Below are 20,866 nucleotides of genomic sequence, written 5' to 3'. Positions count from 1 at the left end.
GCCCATACTGGAGGCCACGGTTCCAGATGTGCGAGGAAGTGAGGCGGGCAGAGTGGTGGCGGAGCCCGACGGCTCGAAGGACGTGCGGGAGAAGGCTGCCGGGGAGGGTCCGGAGGACCGGAAGCCGGTGTCGGACGAGGCGCGGAGCGCGTTCGTCCCGCCGTCCGGGGTGGAGCCGGCCGCGCCGCCGGAGGAGGAGCACCCGACCTCCGAGTTCGCGCTTCCGCCGGGGACGAGGACGGAGACGGAGCGGGAGCCGGAGGGTTCGGCGTTCGCGCCGCCCGCCACGTACTCGGCGAAGAACTCGCCGCCCGCGTTCACCCCCGCGTACGGGGTGCCCCTGGTGCGGCTGTCGAAGGACGCGCCGTGGCAGGACCGGATGCGGACCATGCTGCGGCTTCCGGTGGGCGAGCGGCCGGTGCCGGAGGCCGCGCGCAAGGCGGACGAGGCCGGGCCCTCGGTGCCGCGCGTGCTCGACCTGACCCTGCGCATCGGGGAGCTGCTGCTCGCGGGCGGGGAGGGCGCGGAGGACGTCGAGGCGGCGATGTTCGCGATCTGCCGTGCGTACGGGCTCGACCGGTGCGAGCCGACGGTGACGTTCACGCTGTTGTCCGTCACGTACCAGCCGTCGCTCGTGGACGATCCGGTGACGGCGAACCGGACGGTGCGCCGCCGGGGCACGGACTACACGCGGCTCGCGGCGGTCTACCAGCTCCTCGCGGACATCAACGCGCCGGCGCACGACGACCAGGCGCACGAGGTGACGACCGAGGAGGCGTACCGGCGGCTCGCGGAGATCCGGCGCAACCGGCACCCGTACCCGGGGTGGGTGCTCACGTCGGCGGCGGGGGTGCTCGCGGGGGCGGCGTCGGTGCTGCTCGGCGGCGGCGCGACGGTGTTCTTCGTGGCGGCGCTCGGCGCGGTGCTCGGCGACCGGCTGGCGTGGCTGTGCGCGGGGCGGGGGCTGCCGGAGTTCTACCAGTTCCTGGTGGCGGCGATGCCCCCGGCGGCGATGGGGGTGCTCCTGACGCTGCTGCACGCGGACCTGCGTCCGTCGGCGGTGATCACCGGTGGCCTGTTCGCGCTGATTCCGGGGCGGGCGCTCGTGGCGGCGGTGCAGGACGGCCTGACCGGTTTCTACATCACGGCCTCGGCGCGGCTCCTGGAGGTCGCGTACTTCTTCGTCGCGATCGTGGTGGGCGTGCTGTCGGTGCTGTACGTGGCGGTGCAGTTCGACGCGCAGCTGAACCCCGAGGGGGCGCTGCGGGCGGTGGAGCGGCCGGTGACGCAGATCCTGGCGTCGATGGTGCTGTGCGCGACCTTCGCGGTCCTGCTGCAGCAGTCGCGGGCGACGGTGCTGTTCGCGACGCTGAACGGCGGGGTGGCGTGGGTGGTGTACGCGTCGATAGCGGTGACGGCGGAGGGGTCCGCGGTGATGGCGACGGCGGTGGCGGCGGGCCTCGTGGGCCTCTTCGGGCAGCTGATCGCCCGGTACGAGCACACCTCGTCGCTGCCGTACGTGACGGCGGCGATCGGCCCGCTGCTGCCCGGTTCGGCGACGTACTTCGGGGTCCTGGCCATCGCCCAGAACAACCTGGACCAGGGGTTCGCCTCGCTGGCGAAGGCGTCGGCGCTGGCCCTGGCGATCGCGATCGGGGTGAACCTGGGGGGCGAGCTGGCCCGCCTCTTCATGCAGGCCCCCGGCGCGGCCGCGGCCCGGCGGGCCGCGAAGCGCACCAGGGGCTTCTGACGGGTGCGGCGCGGGGCGTCAGCGCTTGGCGTGACGGCCCCGGGACGAGGGGGAGTCCGGGGCGCCGGGGGCGTCCTGGTCCTCCTGGGCGCGGGCCTTCCTGGACTGGGCGCGGGCCCGGAGGTACTCGATCACGATCGGGACCACGGAGATCAGGACGATGCCGACGAGGATCATCTCGATGTGCTTGTGCACGAAGTCGATCTTGCCGAGGGAGGCGCCCAGCAGGGTCACCCCGGCGCCCCACAGGACGCCGCCGATGACGTTGAAGGTGATGAACGAGCGGTAGTTCATCCGGCTGACGCCCGCGATGATCGGCGTGAACGTCCGGACGATGGGGACGAAACGGGCCAGGATCAGGGACTTCGGGCCGTGCTTCTCGAAGAACTCGTGCGCCTTCTCGACGTTCTCCTGCTTGAACAGCTTGGAGTCGGGGCGCTTGAAGAGGGCCGGCCCGACCTTGCGGCCGAAGAGGTACCCGACCTGGTCGCCGATGATCGCGGCGGCCACCACCAGGGTGCAGACCAGCCACAGCGGCGTGTCCAGCTTCCCCGTGGTGACGAGCAGACCGGTGGTGAAGAGGAGCGAGTCACCGGGCAGGAAGAACCCGATGAGGAGTCCGGACTCGGCGAAGACGATCACCAGGACACCGATCAGACCAAAGGTCTGGATCAGATAATCCGGGTCCAGCCAGCTCGGTCCGAGGGCAAGCGTGTTCACGGGTTCCGGACTCCTGCGGTCGGTGGGGGCTCGGGGACGGCTGCCCCAAACTATCAACGCGGTGCGGCCGCCCCCGGTTCCACCCGGTTCCCACGGCTTCCCGGGGACCTTCCGGACCTTCACCGGGACCTTCCCGGCCTCCTCCGGGCCCTTCCCCGAGTCTTCTCCGAGGCTTCCCCGGAGTCCTCCCCGGGCCTCCCGCGCGGCGCGGACGGGGCGCGGACGGGGTGCGGGAGGCGCGCGCGGGGCGGAAGGTGGGGGCAGGAGGTGCATGCCGATGGGCATCGAGGAGTACGGAGGCGGCCAGGGTCCGCATCCCGACGTGCTGGTCGTGACCACGAACGACGTCCCGGGCCACGAGGTCCGGCACGTGATCGGCGAGGTCTTCGGCCTCACCGTGCGGTCCCGCCATCTGGGCAGCCAGATCGGCGCCGGCCTGAAGTCGATGATCGGCGGGGAGCTGAAGGGGCTGACGAAGACCCTGGTGGAGACCCGCAACCAGGCGATGGAACGGCTGGTGGAACAGGCGCGGGCACGCGGCGCGAACGCCGTGCTCATGTTCCGCTTCGACGTGACGGAGGCGGCGGACGTCGGGACCGAGGTCTGCGCGTACGGCACGGCCGTGGTGATCGAGCCGAGCCCCTGAGGGGAAGACGGCTCGGGGACGCCCCGCCCCGTCCTGGCCGTTTGCGGGGTTTTGGGTCCTTATGGTGGGGCGGTGTCCAGCGATCAGGCGCCGCCCGCGCCGTCCCCCGCCGCCGACGAGGCCCCGCTGCGGGTCCTGCTGCCGCAGATCCTGCCCGCGATCGTGGTCGGCGTGGGGGCGGCCCTGCTGTTCCTGGGGATCAGCGCCCTCGCGGAGGAGTTCAAGGACGTGCTCTGGGAGGACCTGCCCGGCACCCTGGGCGTCGGCGCGTACTCCGCGCTCTGGACGGTCTCCGTGCTCACGGCGACCGGCGTCGCCGTGGGCCTGGTCGTGTGGAAGGTTCCCGGGCACGCCGGGCCCGATCCGGCGACCACGGGGCTCGGCGGGACGCCGATCGCCCCGGGGGCGGTGCCGGGGCTGCTGGTCGCCGGCACCCTCGCCCTCGCCGGCGGGGTCAGCCTCGGCCCCGAGAACCCGGTCATCGCCTCCGCCGTCGCGCTCACGTACGGGCTGGGCCGCAGGGTCGCGCCCGCCGTGCCGGCCGTCGCCTGGGTGTCGCTCGCCTCGGCCGCCACGATCGGCGCCCTCTTCGGGACCCCGGTCGCGGCCGCCCTCGTCATCTCCGAGGCCCTGGCCGGGCATCCGGGCCCCGGCTCCCTCTGGGACCGCCTGTTCGCCCCGCTGCTCGCCGCCGGCACCGGCGCCGTGACCACCCAGCTGCTCGCCGAGCCCACCTTCGCCCTGGGGCTGCCGCCGCTGACCGACCCCGGCGGGGAGGACCTCCTGGCGGCCCTGGTGATCGCCTCCGCCGGGGCCCTCCTCGGCCTCCTGGCCGGTCACCTCTTCCCGTACGTCCACGCCGCCGCGCGGCGTCTGCGGCACCCCCTGCTGATGCTGCCCCTCGGCGGCCTGGTCCTCGGCCTCCTGGGTGCCCTCGGCGGGCCCCTGACCCTCTTCAAGGGCCTGGAGGAGGTCAAGCAGCTCACCGCGAACATCGGCGGCTGGCCCTCGGGCGAACTGGCGAAGCTGACCGCCGTCAAGCTCCTCGCGCTCCTCGTCGCCTCCTCCTGCGGCTTCCGGGGCGGCCGGATCTTCCCCGCCGTCTTCGTCGGCTCCGCCCTCGGGCTCCTCGCGCAGGCCCTCGTCCCCGAGGTCCACCCGGCCGTCGCCGTCTCCTCCGCCGTCCTGGGAGTGCTGCTCGCCACCACCCGGCAGGGCTGGATCAGCCTCTTCGTCGGCGCCGTCCTCGCCGCCTCCCCCGCGATGCTCGCCCTGCTCTGCCTGGCCTCGCTGCCCGCCTGGCTGATCGTCACCGGCCGCCCGCAGCTCGAACTGGACGGGGCCGGGAAGCCGTTGCGCTGACGGCACGGAGGCGCCGCGCCCGCGCCGGCCGGAAGCGGGCCCCGTCAGGTCGCGTACGGGTTCTCCTCGCCGTCCGCGAGCACCCCCACGAAGGGGTCGCCCTCGCCCGCGAACACGTACGCCCCGCCCTCGATCCGACCGATCAGGCCGAGCGTCCACTCCTTGCCCGCGTCGGCCGAGGCGAGCCACATGTGCATGATCTCGCCGATGTGCCCGAGCCCGCCCGGGCCCTCCGCCGGCGTGTAGTACTCCGTGACGGACGTCCGCCACTCGTCGAGCGCCCGCACCCGGCGGCGCAGCAGCTCCACCACCTCTTCCCGGGGCAGGTCCACCATGAAGCCGATGCCCGCCGACAGGACGTCCGTCTTCTGGTCGAAGGTGGTCAGCGCCTCGCGGAGCAGCGCGAAGTACTCCTCCGTGCCGGCTTCCGTCAGCTCGTACTCGACGCGCGGCGGGCCGCCGACCGCGCTCGGCGCGACCTCGTGGGCGTGCAGCAGTCCCTGCTTCGCCATCTGCTTCAGCGCGTGGTAGATCGACCCGGGCTTGGCGTGGGACCACTCGTGGGCGCCCCAGTACTCCAGGTCGTTGCGCACCTGGTAGCCGTGGGCGCGGCCGTGCTGCCGCACCGCGCCCAGGACAAGAAGACGGATCGCCGACATTCCACGTACCTCCTGGTCGATCCCGACCAGGGTACGCGCGGCGATCACCGGGTCCGCGCCTCCGCCTCCTCCGCGATCAGGTCGAAGGAGCCCTTTCCGTCGATGGTCTCGCGGACGATGTCCGCGTGGCCGGCGTGCCGCCCCATCTCCTGGACGAGGTGGAGCAGCATCCAGCGGACGGTGACCCGCCCGTCCTTCGGGAACCAGGGCGCGGGCGGCAGCGGGAAGGTGTCGTCCAGGCTGGGCGCGGAGCGGACGAACTCCTCCGTCTGCTTCGCCACGTCGGCCCAGAACGCCAGGGTCTCCGGGATCGTCTCGCCGTCCACGAGCCGGAAGCCGTCGCCCCAGGTCTCCTGGGACCGCTGCCGCTCGTTGGGCCGCTGCTGGGCGAGCCGGAGCCAGTTCAGCTCGACCTCGGCGACGTGCTTGACCAGGCCGGAGAGGCTCAGCTCGCTGGCGCTGGGGGCGCTCGCCGCCTGCTCCTCGGTGAGGCCGAGGAGGGAACGGCGGAGCGCGGCGCGCTGGGCCTCGACGAAGTCGAGGAGCGTGCCCCGCTCGTCGCCGGGGGTTCCTGGGGAAACGAGGGCAACCATGGTGTACGCCTCCTGCTGCTGGCTTCTTGTGACACCGTTCACGTTACGGAGGCTTGCGGACAACCGCTGTCCTCAAGCCGGTTCGGCCGGTTCAGAAGGGGAAGCGGCTGCGGCCGTGCTGGACCGAGATCCACTTCTGGGTGGTGAAGGAGTCCACCATCGAGTCGCCGTTCAGCCGTCCGACGCCCGAGTTCTTCTCGCCGCCGAAGGGGACGATGGGCTCGTCGTGCACGGTGCCGTCGTTGATGTGGATCATGCCGGTGCGGATGCGCTTGGCGATCCGCACGCCCCGCTCGACGTCACCGGTGTGGACGGCGCCGCTGAGCCCGTACGGGGTGTCGTTGGCGATCCGCACGGCCTCGTCCTCGCCGTCGAAGGGCACGATCAGGGCGACCGGGCCGAAGATCTCCTGGCTCAGGACCGGGGAGCCGGCGGTGATGCCGGTGAGGACGGACGGGGAGACGAGGTTGCCGTCGACCGTGCCGTGCAGCAGCGCCGTGGCGCCGGCGGCGACCGTCTGGTCGACCAGGGAGGAGACGGACTCGGCCTGCTGGGAGTTGATGAGCGGGCCGATGTGGGTGGCGGGGTCGGCCGGGTCGCCGACGCGCAGGGTCCTCACCTTCGCCACGAACTTCCCGGTGAACTCCTCCTCCAGGGAGCGGTCCACCAGGATGCGGTTGGCGGCCATGCAGACCTGGCCCTGGTGCACGAAGCGGCTGAAGACGGCCGCGTCGACCGCGTAGTCCACGTCGGCGTCGTCCAGGACGATCAGGGCGCTGTTGCCGCCGAGTTCGAGGACGGCGTGCTTGAAGTTCTGCGCGCAGACCGTGGCGACGTGCCGGCCGACCTTGTCGGAGCCGGTGAAGGAGATGACCTTCGGGACGGGGTGGGTCAGGAGGGCGTCGCCGATCTCCGCGATGTCGGTGACGACGACGTTCAGCAGGCCGGCCGGCAGGCCCGCCTCCTCCATGACCTTGGCGACGAGGGTGCCGCCGCAGATCGGGGTGTTCTGGTGCGGCTTGAGGACGACCGCGTTGCCGAGCGCGAGGGCGGGCGCGACCGACTTGAGCGAGAGGAGGAAGGGGAAGTTGAAGGGGGAGATGACCCCGACGACGCCGACCGGGACGCGGTAGACGCGGTTCTCCTTGCCGTCGACCGGGGAGGGCAGGATGCGGCCCTCGGGGCGCAGCGCCAGGTGGACCGCCTCGCGCAGGAACTCCTTGGCGAGGTGCAGTTCGAAGGCCGCCTTGAGGCGGGTGCCGCCCAGCTCCGCGACGATCGTCTCCGCTATCTCCTCCTCGCGGTCCTCGACGATCCGCAGCGCGCGTTCGAGGACGAGCCGGCGCGCGTACGGGTTGGTCTCGGCCCACGCGGCCTGGGCGCGTTCGGCGGTCCGGTAGGCGCGGTCCACCTCTCCGACGGTCGCGACGGTGATCGACGCCAGCTTCTCCCCGGTGTACGGGTTGAAGTCGATGATGTCCCACGAGCCACTGCCCGGCTTCCACTCGCCGTCTATGTACTGGTGGGCCAGGTCGGTGAAGTGCGACATGGTGGAGACCCCTCTACCCGCTGCCTGAGGCGCGCCCGGTGCGCGACTGAGCACGACCGCCGCACGACCGGACGCGACTGGTGCACGACCGGGTGCGACTGGTGTGCGACTGATGTGGCGTCATCGTACTGATGGATCAGGAGAGTTGAAGGAGGCCCCGGAGGATGTCCCGGCTTTCGGCCGAATCCGGCCCGTCCTGCTGGAGCCGCTCCATCACCCGCCGGTACTGGGCGACCTCCTCGCGCTTGTCGAGGTAGAGGGCGCTGGTGAGCTGTTCCAGGTAGACGACGTCGGAGAGGTCGGACTCGGGGAAGCTCAGCACGGTGAAGGCACCGCTCTCGCCGGCGTGGCCGCCGAAGCTGAAGGGCATGATCTGGAGCGTGACGCCGGGGTGCTCGGAGATCTCGATGAGGTGCCTCAACTGGCCCCGCATGACGTCGCGGTCGCCGTACGGGCGGCGCAGGGCGGCCTCGTCGAGGACGGCGTGGAACCGGGGGGCGTGCTCGGAGACGAGGATCTTCTGGCGTTCGAGCCGCAGGGCGACCCGGCGGTCGATCTCGGCGCGGGGGGCGCCGGGCATGCCCCGGGAGACGACGGCCTGGGCGTACTCCTCGGTCTGCAACAGGCCGTGCACGAACTGCACTTCGTAGACCTGGATGCGGGAGGCGGCGCCTTCGAGCCCGATGTACGTCTGGAACCAGCCGGGCAGGACGTCGCCGAAGCTGTGCCACCAGCCGGCGACGTTGGCCTCGCGGGCGAGCCCGAGGAGGGCTCCGCGCTCGGCGTCGTCGCTGACGCCGTAGAGCGTGAGCAGGTCCTCGACGTCCCTGGCCTTGAAGCTCACCCGTCCCAACTCCATGCGGCTGATCTTGGATTCGGACGCGCGGATCGAGTAGCCGGCCGCTTCGCGGGTGATCCCGCGCGACTCCCGCAACCGCCTGAGCTGGGAGCCCAGCAGGATGCGCCGCACCACGCTCCCGCTCGCTCCGCCCGTTTCGCCTGCGGTCACGGCCCCAGCCTCCCCTTTGGTGTCGAACCCCCGTCCGGCCCCCGTCGAGCCCCGGATTCTGCCACCAAACGCTCCGGGGCGTACACAGGCGATTACAGATGAGTGGCGACTTCTGGGTCTTCGTGCGCACAGTGCGTGCAGATAGCGGAAAGTTTCCTTCCAGGTCCGGATGACTTATGCATAGATTCAGCATGGGAACGGACAGGTCCGGCACGTGCACGTGCATCTGCCCTTGCATCCCGTGGGCGCATTCGGAACCATGGGGCCCGCGCAGCCGCGTACTCGTTCGTGTTGTCGTGTTGTCGCACCACAGTCGCGATTCCCGGGAGTGCCTCGCATGGGGACGAATGGATCGACCGTGCTCGAGCCTTTACGGCAGGGCCTTCCGCCGCTCGATCCCGGCGCCGTCTCCACCTCCGCCTCCTGCGCGCTGCCCGCGCGGTACGAAGCGGTGCGCGGGGCACGGAAGTTCACCAGCGCGACGCTCGACCGCTGGGAGCTGTCCGAGCGCTTCGACGACGTGTCCCTCGTCGTCTCCGAACTCGTCACCAACGCCCTGCGCCACGCGGTGCCGGCGGAGGCGTGCCGGGACGACGACCGGAATCCGCCGGTCCGGCTGCACCTGATGCGCTGGGCCTCGCGCCTGGTGTGCGCCGTGCGCGATCCCAGCACCGAGAGCCCGGAGACGCGCGACGGCGAGGAGGACTTCGCCGCCGAGTCGGGGCGCGGCCTGTTCCTGGTGGACTCGTTCAGCGACAGCTGGGGCTGGCACCCGCTGGCGGGCACGCTCCGGGGCAAGGTCGTGTGGGCGCTGTTCCGCGTCGGCCCCGAGTAGCCCCCGGCGGCCCCGAGCGGTCCCGGGTCGCCACTGACGGCCCCGGCCGGTCCCGGGCGGAGACGGACGGTCTCGTACGGAGACGGGGAAGAGGCCCCGGCGGTCACCGCCGGGGCCTCTTCCGTGCCGGACGCGCCGTCGGCGCGCGCCGTCCGCGTTCACACCAGGTGGTCGAACTCCCCGTCCTTCACGCCCAGCAGGAGCGCCTCGATCTCGGCGGGCGTGTAGACCAGCGCGGGCCCCTCCGGATGACGGGAATTGCGGACGGCAACGTTTCCCCCCGGAAGTTTCGCGAATTCCACGCACGATCCCTGCGAATTGCTGTGCCTGCTCTTCTGCCAGACGACACCCCGCAGTTCCTCGGCCGCCATGCCGTTGTACGCGTGATGCGCAGGATGCACTGGTAGCTCCCGGGTTGTTTGATGCAGGGGTCAACTTCCTCGGATCATAGCTGTGTTCACATGCCGATGCGTGAGCAGATGCACGTGCACGAGGGGTGGCGTAGCGGCTACGCGACAGAGCGTGCGACCGGTCGGCGCGACCCGCCCGCAGGGCCTCCCACCTGGCCGCTTTCCGGCCCGGGGGCCGGGGCGGCGGCGTCCGGTCAGGGTGTGCCGGACGGGCCCCCGCGGCTCCGGGCGGACGCCGTCAGGGCCGTCGTCAGGTCGTCCAGGGCCTCCAGGAGGAGGACGGCGCCCTTGTGCAGCAGGAAGTGGTCCGGCGGCTCGCCGGACCAGGCCCCGACCGTCTCCCGCAGCTCCTCCCAGGCCGGGTCCCCCCGCTCCCGCACCTCCTTCGCGCCCCGCTCCGTCGACCGGCGCAGGGACTCCGCGAGGACGGCGGCGTACGGGAGGGGCGCGGCGCCGTGGTCGGGCAGGTGCGCCTCCATGAGCATCGCCACCCGGCCGAACTCGCCGAGCGCCTCCTCGGCCTGCTCCACCGCCGCGTGCGAGAGGCCCCGGTGGCGCACCGGTTCGTGGGTGGCCCGCGCCAGCGCCTCCTGCCAGGCGACCCGGGCGGCGCGGGTCCGCAGGAGCGCCTCGCGGACCACCGGGTCGGCCGGTCCGGCCGGGTCGGCGTACCCGGCGGCGACCACGGCCGCGTACCGCCCGATCGCCTCCAGCCAGTCCGCGAGCCGGCCGCGCAGCCGGGGCGTCTCCCAGGCCGGGTAGACCGCGTACGCCAGCATCGCGAGGACCCCGCCGACCAGGGTCAGCAGCACCCTCTCCCGCACGGTCTGGTCCACCCCCGCGCCGCCCATGCCGAGGAGGAAGACGACGTAGGCGGAGACGCAGACCTGGCTCACCGCGTACCCCGTCCGCATCAGCAGGTACATCCCGAAGGCGCACAGCACCGCGAGCCCGGCGGAGGGGTACGTGCCCGGGTGGGCCCACCGCACCACCGCCGTCGCGAGGCCGACGCCGACCAGGGTGCCGCCGAACCGCGCCACCGAGCGGGCGTACGTCTGCGAGAAGTCCGGGCGCATCACCATCACCGAGGCCATCGGCGCCCAGTAGCCGTGGCCGAAGGGGAGCGCCGTGCCGAGGAGGTAGCCGGCGGCCGTGACCGCCGAGACGCGGACCGCGTGGCGCAGGACCGGGGAGCCGGGGCGGAGTTCGGCGCGGACCTCCGCGAGGACGACCGGGGCGAGGCGGAGCAGGGTCGGCCGGGAGCGGAGGGCCGTCCCGGCCGGCGCGTCCGCGCCCGGCTCGACCGTCTCCAGGACCTCGCCGAGGAGCGCGGCGAGACGGCGGGCGGCGCGGTGGGAGGGGCCGGCGAGGAGGGAGCCGGTGTCCGGGGTGCGGAGGGCGGCGAGGACGGACGCGGGCACGTCGGCGGGGTCGCCGTGCCGGACCGTGTGCGCGGCGGCGTCCAGGACGGAGGCGGCCGCGGCGAGCAGCTCCCGCACCCGGTCCCGCTCCGGCCCCTCGGCGGGGACGCCGACCGCCGGGTCCGCGAGCGAGGCGAGCACCGGGCGGACGCGTTCCGCGAGGCCCCGGACCCCGTGCAGCTCGGCCGGGCGGCGGCGGGCCTGCCGGGGCGTCACGGCGGCGGCGTTGCGGGCCGTCATGAGCGGTACGGGGTCGAAGGGGGCGACCGGGTCGCGGCACAGGCGGCGGGCGTAGTCGGCCTCGGCGGCGAGCGCGTCCGCGAGGGCGTCGCGCTGGGCGCCCCAGCGGCGGGACGGGAGGAGGACGACCAGGGCGGCCTGGACGAACCCGCCCGCGAAGATCACCAGGGCGTGGCCGGCGGCGGTGGCGACGGAGGTCGGGAGGGTGACCGTCACCAGCATCATCGCCACGTTGGAGGAGGCGATGAGGCCGGCGATCGGCCCCGCGGCCCAGGCGAGCCCCGCCAGGAACGTCCAGAGGAGCAGCAGGGCGAGGAAGAGCGCGTCGTGGGCGGCGGTGAGGTAGCCGAGGAACGTCGACACGGCGAGGCTGGCGCCGGAGGCGAGGGCGAGGACGGGGCGGGGGCGCCAGGAGCGCTGGAAGGTGGCGATGGCCGCCTGGAAGGCGCCGAAGGCGGAGGAGGCGGCGACGGCGGGGCCGAAGAAGGCGAGCGAGAACCCGACGACGAGCGCGAGCCCCAGGGCGCCCCGCGCCGCCCCGGCGGGCTCCAGCCGCCGCCGCTCGACGGCGAACCCGGAGCGGGCGGTCTCCTTCAGGGCCCGGAGCCAGCTCATGCGGGAAGCCTAACCACGATCCGCGCCGAATCGTCCGTTCGCCCCGTTCCGTCCCCCCGGCGGCCGCCCGCTACCGCCCGCCCTCCACCCGCCGCCGCTCCGGGTGGAGGGCCGCCCGGTCGGCCGCCGACGCGCCGTGGGTCCAGCCCGCCTCGTCCCAGGCCGCGCGGACGCGGGTCGCGCGGGTCTCCGGGAAGAGTTCGTCCGTGCGGGTGGTGACCGCCGCCTCGCGCGAGGCGAGGGCCGGGAGGAGCGTCGGCTCCCCGGCGGCCACCCGGCGGGACGTCGCCGAGAGCCGGGCGCCCAGCCGGTTCGCGTACGCGAGCAGGAAGGACTGCCGGAAGGACTTCGTGCGCCTGCGGCCGCCCGCCCGCTGCTCCGCCTCCGCCCGCGTCATCGCCGCCGTCCCCTGCACGAGCAGCGACGTGTACAGCAGTTCCACCGGGTCCAGGTCCGTCTCGAAGCCGACCACCGTCGAGAAGCCGTACGCCTCGTTCCACACCGCCCGGCAGTGGTTGGCCGTCGCCACCGCGTCGAGCAGGATCGCCTTCGCCTGCTCGTACGGGGGTTCCACCCCGATCCGGATCGCACCGGGCGTCTCCGGGGACGGCGCCCCCGCCGCGAGTGCCGCCCCGTCGAGGCTGTGGCGGGCCATCAGCTCCTGCGCCTTGGCCGTCAGCGCCTCCGCCTCCTCCGGGTAACCGGTCGCCTCCGCCTTCGCGAGCAGCGCCCTGATCCGGGTGAGCATCCGGGGCTCCCCCGCGGCGGCCGGGGGCAGCGTCTCCCCCGGCACCGGCCCCACCGCGTCCAGGCGCGGCAGCCGGACGAGCAGCCGGTACAGCTCCAGGACGGCCGTCGCGCGCGAGAAGCGGTCCGCCGGCCGGCCGGCCCCCGTCTCCAGCCCGTCCAGCTGCGCCCGCCAGCGGTGCGGCAGCCGTCCGTACCCCGCCGTCTCCGTCCTGATCAGGCCGGAGAGGAGCCGTACGTGCTCCTCCGCGAGGTCGCGGCGGGCCGCGCGGACGAGGTCCGCCGGCTGCCAGCCCCGCTCCCACAGGGTCCGCACGAACCCCTCGCCCCGCCGCGCGAGCTCCGCGTCCGCGCCCGGGTCGGCGGCGAGCAGCGAGGCCGCCGTGTCGAGCGAGTCGTCGTCGCTCGCGTACAGCGCCTCGAAGGCCTTGTCGATGGTGGTGCCCACGCCGTCCTCGCGTCCCGTTCCGCGTCCCCGCCGGGCGTTCCGCCGTCCGGCGGGGTCGTGCCGGCTCCCTGGCGGCCGGCGCGTACCCGTCCCTCCGATGGTCTCAGCCGCCGCCGCGCGTCCGCGAAGGGCGGGGGGGCGGGGGGGCGGGGGGGGCGGGGGGCTGGGGGGCGTGCGGGTGTCCGGGGGTGGGTCTGGCCCCACCCCGGGGACGCCCCTCAGCGGTCGTGCCCGGCGGCGCCGGAAACGGTTCGATCGATCCATGACCCCGACTGCCACCACCGCCGCCGCCCCGACCGCCGTACGGCTCCGCGGGCTCGTCCGCCACCACGGGGAGGTCCGTGCCCTCGACGGCGTCGACCTCGACTTCCGGGCCGGGACCTTCACCGCCGTCATGGGGCCCTCGGGCTCCGGCAAGTCCACGCTCCTCCAGTGCGCCGCCGGGCTCGACCGGCCGGCCTCCGGGACCGTGGAGGTGGACGGCGTCTCCCTGGAGGGACTGGGCGAACGGCGGCTGACGCTGCTGCGGCGGGACCGGATCGGTTTCGTCTTCCAGTCCTTCAACCTGCTGCCCTCCCTGACCGCCGCGCAGAACGTGGCCCTGCCGCTGCGGCTCGCGGGCCGCCGCCCGTCCCGTACGGAGGTGCGGGAGGCCCTGGCCCGGGTCGGCCTCGCCGGGCGCGAGCGGCACCGGCCCGGTGAGCTGTCCGGCGGGCAGCAGCAGCGCGTCGCGCTCGCCCGGGCGCTGATCACCCGGCCGGCCGTCCTCTTCGGCGACGAACCGACCGGCGCGCTCGACTCGGTGACGAGCCACGAGATCCTCGGCCTGCTGCGGGACCTGGTCGACCGGGAGGGCCGGACGATCGTCATGGTCACCCACGACCCGGTGGCGGCGGCCCGCGCGGACCGCGTGGTCTTCCTGGTCGACGGCCGGGTGGCGGGCGAACTGTCCGCCCCGACGGCGGAGGCCGTCGCGGCCCGGACGGCCTCCCTGGAGACGGCCGCGGCCCGGACGTCCTCCCCGCGGACGGCCTCCCTGGAGACGGCCGCCGTCCGGACGCTCCCCCCGCGGACGGCGGCCCTCCCGCACGCCCCCGGAGGCATCACGTGCTGACCGTCGTCCTCTCCGGCCTCCGCACCCGCTGGGCCTCCTTCCTCGGCGGCTTCGTGGCCCTGGCCCTCGGGGCGGGGCTGCTCGCCGCCACCGGGCTCTGTCTCGACGCCACCTTTCACGCGCCCGAGCGTTCTCCCCAGAGGTTCGCCTCCTCGCCCGTCGTCGTCCGGGGCCACGACCGGCTGACCCTCGACGTGCGGCGCGGGCCCGGCACCGTCCCGGTGGAACGGCGGCTCGACCGTCCACAGCCTGTGGACGCCGGACTCCTCCGCGCACTCCGCGACCGCTGGACCGTGACCACGGCGGGCGGCCCCGACGCCGTCGGCGTCGACGCCCCCGCCGAGGAGGTCCGGGCCCTCGCCGGCGACCGGGCGCAGGTCCTCACCGGCGCCGACCGGGTGCGCGCCGACCCCGACCCCGAGCGGGACGCCCGTGCCCTGACCTCGCTCAACGCCCTCCTCGGCACCTCGGGCGGCGTCACCTCCTTCGTCTCCGTCTTCGTGGTCGCCTCGACGTTCGCGTTCGCCGTCGCGCTGCGGCGCCGCGAGTTCGGGCTCCTGAGGACCGCCGGGGCCACCCCCGGCCAGGTCCGGCGCCTCCTCCTCGCCGAGGCCGCCGTGCTCGGCGTGCTCGCCTCCGCCACCGGGTGCGCGCTCGGCGCCCTGGGCGCTCCCCCGCTCGCCCGGGCACTCGTGGACAGCGGCCTCGCGCCCGCGTGGTTCACGGTCGGCGACGCCTCCTGGCCCTTCCACGCCGCCTTCTGGACGGGCACGGCCGTCGCCCTCGCCGGGGCGGCCGCCGCCTCCCGCCGGGCCGGCCGGATCGGGCCCGCGGCCGCGCTGCGCGAGGCGGACCTCGACACGGACGTCCTGCCCCCGGGCCGGGCCCTGGCCGGCGCGCTCCTCCTCCTGGCCGGCCTGGGGCTCCTCGTCCACACCTGGGCGACGGAACCGTCCGAACTGCTCAAGCGGAAGACGTACACGACCCTCCCCATGCTCCTGATCACGGGCGTGGCCCTGCTCTCCCCGCTCCTCGTCCGGCCCGTGGCACGGCTGGTGCGCCTGCCGGGGGCCGTGGGAACGCTCGTGCGGGAGAACGGCGCGGCCTCCGTGCGCCGCACCGCCGCCGTCGCCGCGCCCGTCCTGGTGACCGTGGCGCTCGCCGGGACGCTCTTCGGTTCGGCGGCGAGCGTCACGCGCGCGAAGGGCGTCGAGGCGCGGGAGCGGACGACCGCCGCGTACGTGGCGCGCGGGGCGGACCTGGGACCGGTGACGGCGCCGGCCGGGGCCGTCGTCTCCGCCACCGGGCCGACCTCCGTCTTCGTGCGGGACGGGGAGGAGGCCCTCGTGAAGTACGGGGCGCGGGCGGTCGCCGATCCGGCGGCCTTCGCGGAACTGTCCCGGCTCCCGGTGGTCGCGGGGGACGTGCGGGACCTGGACGACCGGTCGATCGTCGTCAACGAGGAGTTCGAGCGGCGGCGGGTCGGGGAGACCGTGGAGGTGTGGCGGGCGGACGGAAGCGGCCCGGTGCGGCTCCGGGTGGCGGCCGTCCTGGCGCTCGGGACCGGCGACAACGGCCCGTACGTCACCCGGGCGAACGCCCCGGGCTCCGTCCTCGACCGGATCGAGGCGCGCGGGGGCGGGGCGGCGACGGTCCGGGCCCTGGAGGCGGGCGGCGGAACGGTCGCGACCGCCGACGCGTGGGCGGCGGCCGAACGCCCCGCGAGCGGCCCGCAGACCCGGCTCGGCCTGCTCCTCGTCCTCGGCATCGCCCTCGTCCACACGGTGATCGCCCTCGCCAGCACCCTGCTCATGGCGGTCTCGGCACGGGGCGGGGAACTGTCCTCGCTGCGGCTCGCCGGGGCCACCCGGACCCAGGTCCTGCGGGTGGTGGCGGGCGAGGCGTCGTTCGCCGTGGCGATCGGCGCGGTCCTCGGCCTGGCGGTGACGGCGGTCGTCCTCGGCACCCTGGGCGCGGGCCTGGCCGCCCTCTCGGCCCCGGTCGCCCTGGTCCTGCCCTGGACCGCGGTCGGCGCGGCGGCGGGCGTGTGCGCGGTGGTGGCGGTCGCCGCGTCGGTCCTTCCCGCGTGGCGCCTGACGCGCTGACCGGCCATGGTGGGACGACGGGGCGGTGACCGGGGTCGGAGCCGGGTCGCCGCCCCGCCCCGTGCCGCCGCCGTACCCCACCTCCTGGGCCGCGCGCCGCCGTCCCCGGGCCCCGTACCCCGTACCCCGTGCCGCGCGCCGCCGTCCCCATGGCCCGGCCCTCCTGCCCCGTACCGCCGTGCCCGCGCCCCGTCCCCGTGTCCCGCGTCGCCGGGCTCCGGCCTGTCAGTGGCTGCTGCCAGACTCGCCCCATGAGCGAGAGGTGGGCGCTGGCGGCCGAGGCCGAGGGGGACGGGGCGCTGCTGGCGCCCCTCGGCCCGGACGGGGCGCCCGCCGGTCCGGTGCGGCGCGAGCCCGACCTGGTGGCGGCCGTGCGGGCCCGCCCGGAGGTGACCCGCTGGGTGTGGCGGTCGACGGCCGAGGTGTACCCGCGGCTCCTCGCCGCGGGGGTGCGGGTCGAGCGGTGCTACGACGTGGAGGGCGCCGAGCAGCTGCTCCTCGGCCACGAGGGACGGCTCGGCGAGCCCCGCTCGGCCGCCGCCGCCTGGGCGCGCCTGCGGAACGCCCCCGTACCGCCCGACCCCCCGCAGCGCGGGGCCGCCGGGCCCGGTCCGCAGGACTCGCTCTTCGAGCCGCGCCCGGTGGCGTCCGTGCCCTTCGAGGGGCTGCTCGCGGTCTACGCGGAGCAGCTGCGCCGCCACGACCGGGCCGAGCACCCGGGCAGGATGCGGCTGCTCACGGCCGCCGAGTCGGCGGGGACGCTGGTGGCCGCCGAGATGCACCGGGCGGGACTGCCCTGGCGGGCCGACGCGCACCGGGAGCTGCTGACGGAGCTGCTCGGCGAGCGGTACGCGGGCGGGGGCGAGCCGCGCCGGCTCGCCGAACTGGCGGACGAGGTGTCGGCGGCGTTCGGCCGCCGCGTCCGGCCCGACCTCCCGGCCGACGTGGTGAAGGCCTTCGCGGGGGCCGGAATCCGGCTGCGGTCCACGCGCCGCTGGGAACTGGCGGAGATCGACCACCCGGCGGTGGAGCCGCTGATCGCGTACAAGAAGCTGTACCGGATCTGGACGGCGCACGGCTGGTCGTGGCTGGCCGACTGGGTGCGGGACGGCCGCTTCCGGCCGGAGTACCTGCCCGGGGGCACGGTCAGCGGGCGCTGGACCACCAGCGGCGGCGGGGCCCTCCAGATCCCGAAGGTGATCCGGCGGGCCGTGATCGCCGACGAGGGGTGGCGGTTCGTCGTGGCCGACGCCGACCAGATGGAGCCGCGCGTCCTCGCCGCGATCTCCCGCGACCCGGGCCTGATGGAGGTCGCGGGCCACCCCGACGACCTGTACACCCGGCTCTCGGCCCGCGCCTTCTCCGGCGACCGCGACCACGCCAAGCTCGCGCTCCTGGGCGCGATCTACGGGCAGACCAGCGGGGACGGCCTGAAGAACCTGGCGGCCCTGCGCCGCCGCTTCCCGCGCGCGGTGGCGTACGTGGACGAGGCCGCGCGGGCGGGCGAGGAGGGCCGGCTCGTCCGGACCTGGCTCGGCCGGACCAGCCCGCGCGCGGCCGGCGCGGGCGACGCGGAGGAGGCGGGCCTGCCCCAGGAGGACGGCGCCGCGGCGGACGGCGGGCCCGTCCCCGGGTACGCCTCCGGCGACGCCCGGGCGCGCGGCCGCTTCACCCGCAACTTCGTCGTCCAGGGCAGCGCCGCCGACTGGGCGCTCCTGATGCTGGCGGCCCTGCGGCGCTCGCTCGCCGGGATGCGGGCGGAGCTGGTCTTCTTCCAGCACGACGAGGTGATCGTGCACTGCCCGGCGGAGGAGGCGGAGGCGGTCACGGAGGCGGTCCGCGCGGCGGGCGACGAGGCGGGGAGGATCACGTTCGGCGACACGCCGGTGAGGTTCCCGTTCACGACGGCGACGGTGGAGCGGTACGCGGACGCCAAGTAACGGCGGGGCGGTGGACACCGGACGGGGGCGCCGGGTGGGGGCGGGCACGGGGGCGGTGTCCGCCGGACGGGGGCGGGGGAACGGAGGCGGCGGACCCCCGTACCGCCACCCCCGTTCCCCCGCGTGACCGGCCTATCCGGCGTACTTCAGCCACTTCGGGCTGAGCGCGACGTCCTTCAGCTCCTTCACGCTCAGCGCGGGCTCGGCGCGCGTGGCGTCCTCGTGCTGCGCCCCGGTGTTGAAGGCGGAGACCACGACCCGGAAGCCCCCGGGCGTCAGGGTGTCGACGGTCCACATGACGACGCCGGCGCCGCCCTTCTCGCCCGGTCCCCGGCTGACCCCGACCATGCGGCCGTCGGGCAGCGTGGTGACGTCCCCGCTGTCGGACAGGTGCCCGGCGACGTCCTGCATGCGGGACTGGACGTTGATCTGGACGAAGCTGCGGCCCTTGCCGTCGTCGACGACGACGTAGGCGTAGCCGTCCTGGCCGCCCCGGTCCTCCACCTTCACGTCCCGGGGCAGGAGGGAGCGCAGGATCGCCTGCGTGGCGGCGGCGTCGGGCCCGGCGGGCGTCCGGTACGTGTCCGGAGCGGGCTTCCGCCGCGGGAGTGCGGGCAGCTTCGCGAGGAGCGGGCGCCAGGCGTCGGCCGTGACGAGGGCCTTGAGCTGGGCGGGGGTGAAGGGCGGGTTCGGGCGGCTGACGGGGGACCCCTTCTGGGCCGGGGCGTTGTACTCGCTCACGTCGACGAGGAACCCGTCCCGGGTGAGCAGGACCGCCCGCCAGCTCTTGGTGTCCTCCCGCCTGTCGGGGTACTCGTACCCCTGGAGGACCATGAGCCGGCCGCCGCCCGGCAGCCTCTCGGTCTCGCAGGCGTCGAAGGGCGTGAAGACCTTTTCGGGGCACGTGACCTGTTCCTCGCCCGCCTTCCCCGAGCCGGCGGCGCGGTAGAGGCCGACGGTGACGGCCGCCTCGCCGCGGCCGTCGTCGTAGACGCCGCCGGCGCTCTGTCCCGTGCCGTCGGGGTTGTCGATCCGCCACGTGCCGGCCGGGGTGTGGGCCCGGAGGACGGCCGCGATGTCCTTCACCGGGATGCGCGCCTCCTCCGGCTCCCGGTCCGCGGGGGCGCTGGTGGCGGGCGGCTTCGGGGGCGCCGCCACGGTGGCGGTCGTCGTTTCCCCGGCGGGGCCGAGGAGCGAGCCGCCGTACACCCCGCCGACGGTGACGGCGGCGAGCGCGAGGACGCCTCCGGACACCGCGAGCCGGCGGCGCACCAGCCGGCGCCGGCCGCGCCGGAGCCCGCCGTCGACCAGTTCGCGTCGGTCGTCGGCGGGGAAGCCCTCGCCGGCGCGGCGCAGCACCGTGCCGAGCTCCTGCTCGAAGCCGTCGGGCCGGAGGTCTTCGGGCCGGGACCCCCCGTGCTGGGGGTCTCCGGACTGGGGGTCTCTGTGCTGGGGGTCTCTGTGCTGGGGGTCTCTGTGCTGGGACATGGGGGATCACCGATTCCGGTTCGTGGCGGGAGCGCGGAGGAGGGGGATGGCCGGCCGGACCGCCGGAGGGAAGGGAGGAAGGAAAGGGAAGAGGAGGAAGAAGGGGGCGCGGGGCGGGCGGGTCAGCGGGTGGCGAACTCGGCGATGCCGCCGCCGAGCCGTTCCCGCAGCTTCGCGAGGGCCCGTACGGACCGGGTGCGGACGGCGGCGGAGCTGACGTGCAGGACGTCGGCGGTCTCCTCGATGCTGCGGTCCTCCCAGTAGCGCAGCACCACGACCGCCCGGTCCTTGGGCGCGAGCGCGGCGAGCGCGTCGAGGAGGGCGATCCGGAGCGCCGGGTCCTCCCCGGTGTCGGAGGCGCGGTCGGGCAGTTCGCCGAGCGGGCGTTCGGTGGCGGAACGGCGCCGCCGGTGGCTGAGGAACGTGCGGACGAGCACGGTCTGGGCGTACGCGGCGGGGTTCCCGACCCGCGCCATACGGCCCCAGTGGACGTACATCCGGCCGAGCGTCTCCTGGGTGAGGTCCTCGGCGAGGTGGGTGTCACCGCTGGTCAGCAGGCATGCCGAGCGGAACAGGTGTCCCGTGCGTGCGGACGCGAACTCCAGGAACGCGTCCGCGCGGGCCTGTCTCATGCCCCTCCCCCGTTCTCCGGCCACCGGTGTGGTCGCCGTACACCTCATAGACGCGCCGGGGAGGGCCACATGTTTCAGGTGAATCCGAAGAGATGTCCGCCGAGCGCATCCAAAGAAGCGGAATCGGGTAATCCGTAGACATGAACACTCTCAGCGCAGCAGAGAACCTGGCCGCTGGGGTTTGGCAGTCAGGCCTGGCACAGGTTCTCGGCGGTCTCGTCGTCGTCGCCGTCCTCATCGGCGCGTTCGCCTTCGGCATCCGGCTCCGCAACCGCGAACCGGCGCCGCCGAAGGCGGAGGAACAGCCGCACCGGCCCGACGACGCCGGACTGCCCGGCGAGGCGACCGAGTACCGCAGGCCCACCGAGATGCCGCACACCGACAGCGAACACCGGCTCATGCCCTACCAGCTGAACGGTCCCGGCAGCTCCGGGTCGGAGACCTCTCCCGAGCCCCCGAACGAGGAGAAGCGCAAGTGGGGCGGGATCTCCAGCGGCGGCTTCGGCAGCGGGGGCACCGGCCACGGCGACTGACGCGGGACGGACGGCCGGACGACCGGACGGAAGAGCCGACCGGACGGACG

General features: G+C 74.7%; 18 protein-coding genes. 8 read left to right on the top strand and 10 right to left on the bottom strand.

What is annotated here, in order from left to right; all coding sequences use genetic code 11:
* The first annotated feature begins 52 nt into the window (after nt 1–52).
* Nucleotides 53–1,750, top strand: a complete 1,698-nt coding sequence (locus ACZ3IL_RS11935) for a threonine/serine exporter family protein (RefSeq protein WP_467389307.1) — start codon at nt 53–55, stop codon at nt 1,748–1,750.
* An 18-nt stretch (nt 1,751–1,768) separates the two neighbouring features.
* Here the strand turns inward: ACZ3IL_RS11935 and ACZ3IL_RS11930 are convergent, their stop codons facing one another.
* On the bottom strand, nt 1,769–2,470 hold the full coding sequence (locus ACZ3IL_RS11930) for a DedA family protein (RefSeq protein WP_467389145.1): 702 nt from the start codon (nt 2,468–2,470) through the stop codon (nt 1,769–1,771).
* A gap of 277 nt (nt 2,471–2,747) precedes the next feature.
* Between ACZ3IL_RS11930 and ACZ3IL_RS11925 the strand changes: the two genes are divergently transcribed.
* Together ACZ3IL_RS11925 and ACZ3IL_RS11920 are read left to right on the top strand one after the other, a co-directional pair.
* Entirely contained in the window at nt 2,748–3,116 is a 369-nt protein-coding gene (locus tag ACZ3IL_RS11925) for a YbjQ family protein (RefSeq protein ID WP_467389305.1), read from the top strand.
* 72 nt (nt 3,117–3,188) lie between these two features.
* Nucleotides 3,189–4,478: an ion channel protein gene (locus ACZ3IL_RS11920; protein WP_467389143.1), complete on the top strand. Its 1,290-nt coding sequence runs from the start codon at nt 3,189–3,191 to the stop codon at nt 4,476–4,478.
* 44 nt (nt 4,479–4,522) lie between these two features.
* Here ACZ3IL_RS11920 and ACZ3IL_RS11915 read toward each other — a convergent pair whose 3' ends face one another.
* The 4 genes from ACZ3IL_RS11915 to ACZ3IL_RS11900 form a co-directional block, all read right to left on the bottom strand.
* Nucleotides 4,523–5,137, bottom strand: coding sequence for a PadR family transcriptional regulator (locus ACZ3IL_RS11915; protein WP_467389141.1), 615 nt, complete (start codon nt 5,135–5,137; stop codon nt 4,523–4,525).
* Between the two features lie 44 nt (nt 5,138–5,181).
* A complete protein-coding gene (locus ACZ3IL_RS11910) occupies nt 5,182–5,730 on the bottom strand; it encodes a DinB family protein (RefSeq protein ID WP_467389139.1) in 549 nt (182 codons plus the stop codon).
* A 91-nt stretch (nt 5,731–5,821) separates the two neighbouring features.
* On the bottom strand, nt 5,822–7,279 hold the full coding sequence (locus ACZ3IL_RS11905) for an aldehyde dehydrogenase family protein (RefSeq protein WP_467389137.1): 1,458 nt from the start codon (nt 7,277–7,279) through the stop codon (nt 5,822–5,824).
* Between the two features lie 136 nt (nt 7,280–7,415).
* Nucleotides 7,416–8,288, bottom strand: a complete 873-nt coding sequence (locus ACZ3IL_RS11900; protein WP_467389135.1) for a helix-turn-helix domain-containing protein — start codon at nt 8,286–8,288, stop codon at nt 7,416–7,418.
* A 337-nt stretch (nt 8,289–8,625) separates the two neighbouring features.
* Between ACZ3IL_RS11900 and ACZ3IL_RS11895 the strand changes: the two genes are divergently transcribed.
* Nucleotides 8,626–9,123, top strand: coding sequence for an ATP-binding protein (locus ACZ3IL_RS11895; RefSeq protein ID WP_467389133.1), 498 nt, complete (start codon nt 8,626–8,628; stop codon nt 9,121–9,123).
* Between the two features lie 158 nt (nt 9,124–9,281).
* Here ACZ3IL_RS11895 and ACZ3IL_RS11890 read toward each other — a convergent pair whose 3' ends face one another.
* The 3 genes from ACZ3IL_RS11890 to ACZ3IL_RS11880 form a co-directional block, all read right to left on the bottom strand.
* On the bottom strand, nt 9,282–9,494 hold the full coding sequence (locus ACZ3IL_RS11890) for a DUF397 domain-containing protein (RefSeq protein WP_467389303.1): 213 nt from the start codon (nt 9,492–9,494) through the stop codon (nt 9,282–9,284).
* 233 nt (nt 9,495–9,727) lie between these two features.
* On the bottom strand, nt 9,728–11,809 hold the full coding sequence (locus ACZ3IL_RS11885) for an FUSC family protein (protein ID WP_467389131.1): 2,082 nt from the start codon (nt 11,807–11,809) through the stop codon (nt 9,728–9,730).
* Nucleotides 11,810–11,879: 70 nt separating this feature from the next.
* Nucleotides 11,880–13,004, bottom strand: coding sequence for a DUF2786 domain-containing protein (locus tag ACZ3IL_RS11880; RefSeq protein WP_467389129.1), 1,125 nt, complete (start codon nt 13,002–13,004; stop codon nt 11,880–11,882).
* Between the two features lie 262 nt (nt 13,005–13,266).
* Here ACZ3IL_RS11880 and ACZ3IL_RS11875 point away from each other — a divergent pair, with 262 nt between their 5' ends.
* The 3 genes from ACZ3IL_RS11875 (at nt 13,267) to ACZ3IL_RS11865 (ending at nt 18,163) form a co-directional block, all read left to right on the top strand.
* Nucleotides 13,267–14,118 (top strand): ABC transporter ATP-binding protein, encoded by an 852-nt coding sequence (locus ACZ3IL_RS11875; RefSeq protein WP_467389127.1) that lies wholly within the window; start codon nt 13,267–13,269, stop codon nt 14,116–14,118.
* On the top strand, nt 14,112–16,223 hold the full coding sequence (locus tag ACZ3IL_RS11870) for an FtsX-like permease family protein (RefSeq protein ID WP_467389125.1): 2,112 nt from the start codon (nt 14,112–14,114) through the stop codon (nt 16,221–16,223). Before ACZ3IL_RS11875 ends, ACZ3IL_RS11870 begins: the two co-directional genes overlap by 7 nt.
* A gap of 251 nt (nt 16,224–16,474) precedes the next feature.
* Nucleotides 16,475–18,163 (top strand): bifunctional 3'-5' exonuclease/DNA polymerase, encoded by a 1,689-nt coding sequence (locus ACZ3IL_RS11865; RefSeq protein WP_467389123.1) that lies wholly within the window; start codon nt 16,475–16,477, stop codon nt 18,161–18,163.
* Nucleotides 18,164–18,295: 132 nt separating this feature from the next.
* Here ACZ3IL_RS11865 and ACZ3IL_RS11860 read toward each other — a convergent pair whose 3' ends face one another.
* Together ACZ3IL_RS11860 and ACZ3IL_RS11855 are read right to left on the bottom strand one after the other, a co-directional pair.
* Complete coding sequence (locus tag ACZ3IL_RS11860; protein WP_467389121.1) at nt 18,296–19,651, bottom strand: hypothetical protein; 1,356 nt, start codon at nt 19,649–19,651, stop codon at nt 18,296–18,298.
* Between the two features lie 122 nt (nt 19,652–19,773).
* A complete protein-coding gene (locus tag ACZ3IL_RS11855; RefSeq protein ID WP_467389119.1) occupies nt 19,774–20,283 on the bottom strand; it encodes a SigE family RNA polymerase sigma factor in 510 nt (169 codons plus the stop codon).
* 140 nt (nt 20,284–20,423) lie between these two features.
* Between ACZ3IL_RS11855 and ACZ3IL_RS11850 the strand changes: the two genes are divergently transcribed.
* Entirely contained in the window at nt 20,424–20,816 is a 393-nt protein-coding gene (locus ACZ3IL_RS11850; RefSeq protein WP_467389118.1) for a DUF6479 family protein, read from the top strand.
* Nucleotides 20,817–20,866: the final 50 nt, after the last annotated feature.

It is taken from the genome of Streptomyces sp. NPDC014907 (assembly GCF_055562975.1).
This window is presented reverse-complemented; position numbering and strand designations above follow the sequence as displayed.